The sequence below is a fragment of the Lacibacterium aquatile genome (assembly GCF_042683105.1).
Taxonomy (GTDB): domain Bacteria; phylum Pseudomonadota; class Alphaproteobacteria; order Elsterales; family Elsteraceae; genus Lacibacterium; species Lacibacterium aquatile.
On record NZ_JBHUIP010000005.1, the window covers coordinates 204,788 to 212,074 of the forward strand.

At 47.7% G+C, this 7,287-nt stretch carries 6 protein-coding genes; all 6 read left to right on the forward strand.

Translation table 11 applies throughout. From position 1 onward, the window contains the following. Positions 1-163 precede the first annotated feature (163 nt). The 6 genes from ACFSM5_RS07975 to ACFSM5_RS08000 all read left to right on the forward strand — a co-directional run bounded on the left by ACFSM5_RS07975 (position 164) and on the right by ACFSM5_RS08000 (position 7,044). Positions 164-721, forward strand: coding sequence for a hypothetical protein (locus ACFSM5_RS07975; protein WP_379875789.1), 558 nt, complete (start codon positions 164-166; stop codon positions 719-721). 181 nt (positions 722-902) lie between these two features. Further along, on the forward strand, positions 903-1,895 hold the full coding sequence (locus ACFSM5_RS07980) for a DGQHR domain-containing protein (RefSeq protein ID WP_379875796.1): 993 nt from the start codon (positions 903-905) through the stop codon (positions 1,893-1,895). Continuing rightward, complete coding sequence (locus ACFSM5_RS07985; protein WP_379875790.1) at positions 1,888-3,519, forward strand: radical SAM protein; 1,632 nt, start codon at positions 1,888-1,890, stop codon at positions 3,517-3,519. The genes ACFSM5_RS07980 and ACFSM5_RS07985 overlap by 8 nt, the downstream gene beginning before the upstream one ends. Beyond that, on the forward strand, positions 3,516-5,099 hold the full coding sequence (locus tag ACFSM5_RS07990) for an ATP-binding protein (RefSeq protein WP_379875791.1): 1,584 nt from the start codon (positions 3,516-3,518) through the stop codon (positions 5,097-5,099). Before ACFSM5_RS07985 ends, ACFSM5_RS07990 begins: the two co-directional genes overlap by 4 nt. A gap of 88 nt (positions 5,100-5,187) precedes the next feature. Next, positions 5,188-5,826 (forward strand): hypothetical protein, encoded by a 639-nt coding sequence (locus ACFSM5_RS07995; RefSeq protein WP_379875792.1) that lies wholly within the window; start codon positions 5,188-5,190, stop codon positions 5,824-5,826. Beyond that, the gene (locus ACFSM5_RS08000; RefSeq protein ID WP_379875793.1) at positions 5,827-7,044 is read left to right on the forward strand and encodes a DGQHR domain-containing protein; all 1,218 of its coding nucleotides are present in this window, start codon (positions 5,827-5,829) and stop codon (positions 7,042-7,044) included. The last annotated feature ends 243 nt before the right edge of the window (positions 7,045-7,287 follow it).

Here is a 7,287-nt window from a genome sequence, read left to right on the forward strand (position 1 = left end):
AACATACCTAGATACCCTTTGGATTGATTTCAGCGTAAGCTATACCTTATAAGTTGCACAATGCCTTGGGAAGATTCCAAGCATTACATTTTGATAAGGTCGTTAAAATGTCGCCCGCACGTCTTTCCCACCAACCAAACTGGCTCACATGGAGGAGAATTTCATGCACACGCCTGAAGATATATCCAGGTTCACAAAAGAAGAATTCATAGATTTATTTCTCAATAATTTGATAAAATTACACCCATATTTCAATAAATTAAAAATAGATGTAGAAAAAATTCCCATGGAAACCTCCGATATATACGTAAGAATAGTCGGAGAATATGGCCCCCTTAGAACATGGGCACAATCTTTCGTCTATCACATCATATATATTCCAGAACATGAGTGGAAGAAAGAAATTTCAGCAGATATTTTTAATATTCATCTTGAAAAAGCATTCCAAGATTTAAATAAAATGAAAAATCCGATAAGTTTATTATATGGCGACAATATCGCCCCCGACATGATACCCATTGTAACTGATTGCAATTATTACATTTTGACAAATGCCCCCTATCCATCAGACGATGAAAGTATCTCCAAAGTCTGCAAAACAGCTCGCAAAATTTATTCAAATACAATAGCCGATGACGAAGATAGAGGGTTAATATTTGGCATGGGCACGCCAGAAGTGATATCTGAAGCATTGAAAAAGGCAAACGGCGGCGCCCCTTAAACGTCCAATGATATAGCTACGAAACACTGCCATCGCATTGTCGGCGAAGATATTTACAATTGATAATTGTATTATTGGATCGCCTTGACCTGCAGGATTCTCCGCGCCAAAGTGCAGCCAATAACTGCACTTTGGCGCGGAGATCAAACTGTCACCAACAATTCTGGATTGCCTGAAAGGGCTGTCGGCACAACGAGAGGTTCTGATTGGGTTTGCGCCCGCAGATCTTCTGTATCGCCTGAGCTTTGCAGACATTCTTAATGAAAGCAGTGGCAAGGGCTACCAACGCCCCTTCAATAAGCAGCATAGCTTAGATTTTCGGCGCTATATAAAAGAAGCCAATAGCTCCACAATCCCACTAACACTAAATCTTCGGCCTTCAACGCAAGATCAATGGGAAATCATACAAGGCCCAAATGGTCAAACTCGCCTAGAGATCGCCGCCGATGCAAAAAACATAATGGCTCAAGTCGATTGCCAGCACCGGCTCGGACATTTAATGGATTTTCCCATTTTACTTCCATTTATGTGCTTCATCGGCCTGACTGAGCGCGAGGAAATGGAAGTCTTTAGCGTCATCAATAGTAAGGCGAAAGGCTTAAGCGCAAGCTTACTAGATTACCACGAGGCACAACTTGCCGCGGACTTATCCGCAGAACGCCCAGAGCTATTCATTGCACTCCAACTTAATCGCCACCCCGAATCGCCCTGGCAAGGGCGCCTGAATTTAGGCGGTGAACCAACACCGGGGCTGAAGCGCACGGCCTCACTCCGAATGATGCAGAAAGCCGTCGAAGACTTCCTCCAGGAAACAGATATTCTGTCTTCACACTCTGCAGAATATGCGACTCGTGTGATTCTAGATTTTTGGAAAGCAGTCGTCGAGGTCCTTCCCAGACAATGGGAAGACCATCGCAAGCACTTAATTACAAAAGGCATCGGCCTATATTCCCTAATGTACGTCGCCGCAGATATTTTTATCGAGAATCAGCAGAAAAAGCGGCAAAGCGATACGGCATCTTTTGCAGCCGCGTTTGCTGATTTTGCTGAATACATTGATTGGTCCAGCAAGGGAACTCTGAAAGGGTATGGCGGACAAGCCGGGGTTAAAGTTGCAGTAGAAGATATTCGAAAAATTAGAAAACAAGCTGGTTTCAAGGTGATACATGGCTAAGAAAAACATATTACTCATCGAACCGGGATATAAAAATAAATACCCACCACTTGGTTTGATGAAAATCGCGCAATATCATGGACCGCGCGGCAAAAAAGACAACGTCCGATTTATTAAAGGCGAAGATCGCTCTGTTTTACGGCAGGCTTGGGATCGCATATATGTGACGACGCTTTTCTCATTTGAATATCCCAAAATCTCCCAAACGATCGACTTTGCAATCGAAGTTGCCAATGGGCAAGCCGACAAGGTTTTCGTTGGCGGGATCGCCGCGTCGCTCATGCATGAACGCTTCTTGAAAGAGCATCGTTGGCATGGGGTCAGGTTCATCAAAGGACTGCTCTCGGCCCCCCCTGCGGTGGCTCTCCAACTCGACGAATTTTCGGAAGAACTATACGCCGATGATATCACCGGACGCCCCATCGAGGATTTAGTCCCCGACTACGATATTCTGTCTCAGATCGACTACCAATATTCTGTCCGAGACGCCTATTTCGCTTACACCTCTCGCGGCTGCATCCGCAAATGCCACTTTTGTGGCGTTCCTAAACTTGAAGGCGGCCAGCGAGATACGGAGTCCCTGACCGACCTCGTTCGCGCGATCGAAGAGTACTATGGTCCGAAGAAGGACCTGATTTTGATGGACAACAATGTCGTGGCGTCTCCTCGCTTTAAGGAGATTATCGCGGAGATCAGAGACCTTGGCTTCACGCCTGGGGCCAAATTGCATCGGCCAGGCAGACCCCCTGTACAGCGCCGTGTCGACTTCAATCAGGGAGTCGACGCACGCATTCTCTGCAAAGATCCGATGTATCTGCGGGAATTGTCGAGCATCTGCTTGAAACCACTGCGCATCGCGTTTGACCATCTCGGCGTAAAAAAGCAGTACGAGCAGGCGGTCCGATATGCGGCTGAATTTGGCCTGACCGAGCTGTCTAACTATATGCTCTATAACTTCCACGACAACCCGGCTGACCTTTTTGAACGCATGCGGTTGAACGTTAGCCTAAACGAAGAACTTGGCGTTCGCGTTTGGTCGTTCCCCATGCGGTACCAGCCCACAGACCGACCTGACCGAGGGCACATCGGTGAGAAGTGGTCACGCTATCAGCTTCGCTCGATGCAGATCATTCTTCAAGCTACGCACGGGATTGTCAGCGGGGAACCGCAATTCTTTAAACACGCCTATGGCGATACGTTTGAGGAATACGAGCGCATCCTGCTGATGCCGCACGACTTCATCTTTAATCGCGAGTGGTACGAGCGCTTTGATCCCGAGGGCAGGCTCGGCCAGTTCCGAGCTGAGTTCGCCAAACTCGACTCCTTTGAACTGGCGGAACTGATCGAGCTGCTTTCCTCCTGTGACCCTCGGGAATTCGTTTTGCTGGCAGACCGCGCATCGACCAATGCTCTGAAACGGGTGCTGCGCTTCTATGTGCCGCTCCCAAAAGAAGAATTGTTCTCGATTTGGGCGCGCCAGAAAGAACTTACCCGCGGTGAAATCACCGCCGACATGGGCTTGGCGGAAGACGAGCGCGTCGAAGATGCCGGCCTAGATCATGAGGAGCCACCTATGCTCCCCCTTAAACAAGTACGTCAGTTGCACGAAAGGACCGAGGCATGACCGTCACGGGCACGTTGAGAATGAACCGTGGGTTAGAAAGCAGCCGAAACGAGGCTGCTTTTGAACTTGATGAGATCGTGGTCGGCAAGGACGTCCTAGAACTTATTTCTAGCGCTATGTACGTCGACCCGATGACCGTATACCGCGAGTACGTTCAGAATGCGGCAGATGCGATCGACCTAGCACGACAGCAAGGCAATCTCGGCGAGGACGAACCAGGGAAAGTTGATATTTCAATCGACCCTGCGACCCGCACCGTCCGAATTCGAGACAATGGTAGCGGGATCGCTTGGGCGGATTTTGCGCGACGATTGACCGCTCTTGGTGGTAGCAGCAAGCGGGGTACATCAGCGCGCGGTTTCCGAGGCGTCGGCCGACTCGCAGGCCTCGGCTATGCTCAAGAGCTTATCTTCCGCTCTCGTGTATCTACAGAAGATAAAGTCTCCGAGCTTCGATGGGACTGCCGCCGCTTGAAGGCCGCCCTTAGAAGCGCTGATGACCTTACAGGCGTTGATGGTCTTATCCGTAGTGTTGCCAGCCTTCATCAGGTTGACGCGGGAGATTATCCGAGCCGTTTCTTTGAAGTCGAGCTAAAGGGAATGATTCGCCTTCGAAGCGACCGCCTGATGGGCGCCAACGCGATTGCCGAATACCTCAGTCAGGTCGCCCCGGTTCCGTTCTCACCAGAATTCCGGTTTGGCGCTCAGATCACTGCTGCACTTAAGCCTTACGTCGACTTAAGCGAGTTAGAAATCCGGATCGAAGGGATCGAAGGGCCGGTCTATCGACCGCATCGAGATAGTTTTGAATTTGCAGATAAGCAGCACATCGCTTTCAACAGCGTGCAAATTCAAGAAATTCCTGGCATGGATGGGGACCTCGCCGCCATCGCTTGGGTTTTGCATCACGATTATGAGGGGGCCGTCCCGTCAGCCACGCTCTCGAAAGGATTGCGTCTGCGGTCAGGAAACGTTCAGGTTGGCGAAAACAACCTGCTGGAAGAGCTATTTCCCGAAACTCGTTTTAACAGTTGGTCTGTTGGCGAGGTACATATCTTCGATCGTCGCATCGTGCCCAACGGCCGGCGCGATCATTTCGAGCAGAACCCCCATTATCATAATTTAATCAACCAGCTAACTCCAACCGCCCGTGAAATTGCACGGCTCTGCCGAACCAGCTCAATTCGCCGGAAGTGGCTGCGAGAGTTTGATGCTCATCGAAACGCAGTGAGCGAAAAGTTGGACATCGCGACCCAGGGCAGTTTGCCCGGTGCAGAGCTACAAAAGATTGTCGCTTCGACTGAGGCATCGCTGTCTCGGATGGAAAGCATCGCCAACATGGAACTGCTGCAAGACGATGCACCAGACCAACTTCAGCCAATCGTTTTCGACATGCGAGAACGCATCGGCGGGCTATCTATCGAAGAGACACTGAAAACTTCCCCTCTTTCAAAAATGACTGCGACAGATCGTTCGATGTACGAACGTCTCTTTAGCCTCGTCTATGAATGTTCGGCGAACCGAATCGCAGCAAAATCCCTTGTTGATAGGATGATCATCAAACTTACCAATGAGCTGTAGCCGAATATCAGACGCATACAAACAGAATAGACACCCCCATTAGACTCAATCCAGGGTAGAAAACCTGGGTTTTTGCGTGTAGGAGTCAATGACTGCTTCCAATGGAGAGCGGCAACGCTCGCTTATTTTGGAAGACAGAAACGTAGACCTGACGCTATTGGGGAAAAAAATGAAGGATTCAAATTGGTCCCGCGCTTTAGTTTTCCTAAAATTAAGGAAAGTCCATATATTCCTCTTTTTAACTGTAAATGTTATTTTTGGAGCCCTTGGTTTCTGGATACCAATCATCAAGGATTATATTTCAGCAGATAATATTATGCCGGCCCTGAAAATACAGCTGGATGCAGCTGGCGCCTATACATTCTCGATAGCGTTCCTCGTTTCATGTGTATCTCTAATGGTTTCTGAATACCTAGATTTGAAGGAAGAGGCAAAGTATCGAGAACAAAAAGTTGCCTTATGCATTACAGCCGGACTGATCATCATCCTTGCCTCCGCGCTCTCCAGCTTCCCCCCTTCATCATCAGCAAGCATCAATGCAAGCTTGAATCGAGCCGATATCTGGCAGCTTTCAATCGCTGCCATCTCGATCGCAGTCGGGCTATTTTTATTTCTATGCTTTAAATATCAAGAAAAAGACATCCAAGACAGAATTGAAGAAATTTTCGAACCAATTGAAGAAGATGTGAGAGATATGATCAGCAAACTTAATAAAAGAGGTGATTAAATGTACCGCGATGAAAAACCGCCAGTATTTTTGTGCATCCCAGTAACCCAACCCCTTGGTACATTTTACTTAATCGGCGCCTCAGCAAAAGATATAATACCTTATCTTACCGTTACACGACGCGGTTTATCTGATGCTGACCGAAACAACGTACAGAGGGCGCTCGACCCCACTCGGCAATCAGAAATCGCATCATACGTCACGAAAGATGAGGCTACCTTTCCAACCTCAATCACAGTAAATGCAGATTCCGAACGCCTCTTCATTTTAAAAGAAGGCGACCATCTTATAGCTGTAATAGGCGAAGAAATAGACGCCGAAACCGCAGAAAAACAAGCGCCGGAATCAGTTCGCACGATTGGAAATCGGTACTTCATTCAGCTAGAATCTGATCTATATGCGGCTGAAATTATAGACGGCCAACATCGGTTTGAAGGCCTCCGCACAGCCATTAAAAATGCAAAAAACAACCCGGCACTGCTAGAACGCTTGAATGCATTCGAGCTAACGCTAGCGATCATGTTCGACCTCGCGCCCGAACAATGCGCAAAAGTTTTCGTTACGATCAACGCAACCCAAAGAAAAGTCGACTCATCCCACATTGCCGATCTATTCGCGTTGCATTCAAAGAGGTCTCCGCAAAGGGTCAGCCATCTCATTGCCGTTACGGTTAATGAGTTTGATGGAAGCCCCTTCAAAGGTGGACTAAAAATGCTCGGCAAGCGCATAAAGGGAGTGGACGGGCAATATCTGTCACAAGGGAGCTTCATTAAATACCTAATGACACTCCTACCAAAACCGTCAAACGACGGAAAAATAGACCCAAGTAAGATAGACAACATATCTCGCCCGCTATCAAAACTATATGTTGAAAAAAATGACGAAGAAATAGCTAAAATAATAATTGATTACTTTAGCGCCGCAGCCACGACGTATCCAACATCCTGGAAAATAGAAAGCGACAGTTTTCTGATCCGCAAAACAGTAGGGTTTGCGGCTCTGATAAAATTATTGAAAAAGATTCTACCAATTCTTCTTCAAGAAGGTAAATATTCTTACGAAGATTTTTTAAAGCTATTCGCAATAATGAAAATAGAATTTCCAGAAAATCTCTGGCATTCCGATCACTATTCGTCGAGTGATTCCGATGCCGTTAAAATATCTGAAAAAATGTTTAATCCCATTAAAGACAAAATCAAAGATATCGTGGCGAATTAAATGCGGCAGCAGGATGGTGCCAGTTCTCCGAATGGCATCATCCTGTTGGCGATTACCTCTAAAAATCGCCCACAAATTGATGTCCTGAGACAATAAGGCCTTAGTGCTCTACGAGGTAAAGTAGGTAGCTGGTCCAGCCGACCCAGCGCGCCAGGTGTCCATGGTCATGACGCTTTCTGTACAGAGATGGTAATCGGCTGACAGTGCCGCATAGTTTTGGCGGTCAGGCGGCGATGATGTCAT

Coding starts and splice junctions, on each gene's coding strand:
- ACFSM5_RS07990 (WP_379875791.1), top strand. CDS start 3,516: ATGACCGTCACGGGCACGTTGAGAATGAACCGTGGGTTAGAAAGCAGC.
- ACFSM5_RS07995 (WP_379875792.1), top strand. CDS start 5,188: ATGACTGCTTCCAATGGAGAGCGGCAACGCTCGCTTATTTTGGAAGAC.
- ACFSM5_RS07975 (WP_379875789.1), top strand. CDS start 164: ATGCACACGCCTGAAGATATATCCAGGTTCACAAAAGAAGAATTCATA.
- ACFSM5_RS08000 (WP_379875793.1), top strand. CDS start 5,827: ATGTACCGCGATGAAAAACCGCCAGTATTTTTGTGCATCCCAGTAACC.
- ACFSM5_RS07985 (WP_379875790.1), top strand. CDS start 1,888: ATGGCTAAGAAAAACATATTACTCATCGAACCGGGATATAAAAATAAA.